Source organism: Thalassobacterium sedimentorum, from assembly GCF_031127905.1.
Classification (GTDB): Bacteria; Verrucomicrobiota; Verrucomicrobiia; order Opitutales; family Coraliomargaritaceae; genus Thalassobacterium; species Thalassobacterium sedimentorum.
The window spans coordinates 1-1014 of sequence record NZ_JARXIC010000103.1 but is presented as its reverse complement, the minus strand read 5'-3'; the positions used below and the strand labels follow the sequence as shown (position 1 = coordinate 1014).

At 50.7% G+C, this 1014-nt stretch carries 1 protein-coding gene; it reads left to right on the top strand.

Going from position 1 to position 1014, the window contains the following annotated elements; all coding sequences use genetic code 11:
• Window positions 1-71 precede the first annotated feature (71 nt).
• Window positions 72-986: a transposase gene (locus tag QEH59_RS18580; protein ID WP_308986884.1), complete on the top strand. Its 915-nt coding sequence runs from the start codon at window positions 72-74 to the stop codon at window positions 984-986.
• The last annotated feature ends 28 nt before the right edge of the window (window positions 987-1014 follow it).

Sequence of the window (1014 nt, the reverse complement as noted above, 5' to 3'; positions counted from 1 at the left end):
AGCCCAAAAGGGGTCAAACGCAAAATATAAATATTTGACCAATCCCCGACTCCGTGGCTAGCCTCGTTTTCATGCCACGCAAACAACGGATCGAATACCCAGGAGCGGTTTACCACATCATTAGCCGAGGGAATTACCGCAAGGACCTCTTTGTTCACGATAAGACGGGAGAAGCCTTTGAGCGCACGATCTTTGAAGCGGCTGAGCGATGCGAATGGAAGCTCTATGCCTATGTGATCATGAGCAACCACTACCATCTGGTGATCAAGACCCCAGAGCCAAATCTGGTGGAGGGGATGAAATGGCTGCAGAGCACGTTTGCGACGCGCTTCAACCGCTTCCGCAATGAGCGTGGGCACGTGTTCCAAGGGCGCTACAAATCCATCCTCATTAACGAGGATCGCCCGCTACTGGGGTTGATCGACTATGTGCATCTTAATCCAGTGCGCGCGAAGCTCTGTAGTATCGATGCACTCAAGGAGCATACACTCTCAAGCTTCCCTAAATACTTTAAGCGCAAGGTCTCTGCTCCGCTAGATCGCAGCACCCTACTCTCTCTATGCGATCTCCCAGACACGACGGGCGGGATGAAGAAATATCAAGAACGACTCAAACTAGTCGACGAGCGCAACCCGAGGAAACGTGACGCACTCGCGAAGCTGTATTGCCACGGTTGGTTTCTGGGCAGTGCCGAGGCCAAGAAGGCATTAGCTAAGGACATCGCAAAGGAAACTCCGATGATCGACTGGGAAGGTGTAGACCTAAAGGAACTGAACGAAAACAACTGGGAGCAGATCGTCAAAGCGGAGATGAAGCGCCTGAAGAAGAAGGAAGCCGACATCGAAAGTTCAAAGAAAGGAGTCGAATGGAAGGTGACGATTGCAAAACGACTGCGCAAAGAGACAACTGCCAAGAATCCATGGATCGCCAAACGACTGCAAATGGGGCATCCGAACTACGTCAGTAATTTGGTGAACCAGATCTAAATCTTTATATTTTGCGTTTGACCCCTTC

What these genes read in the sequence shown, in the direction of transcription:
- QEH59_RS18580 (WP_308986884.1), top strand. Translation starts at nt 72, where the DNA reads ATGCCACGCAAACAACGGATCGAATACCCAGGAGCGGTTTACCACATC.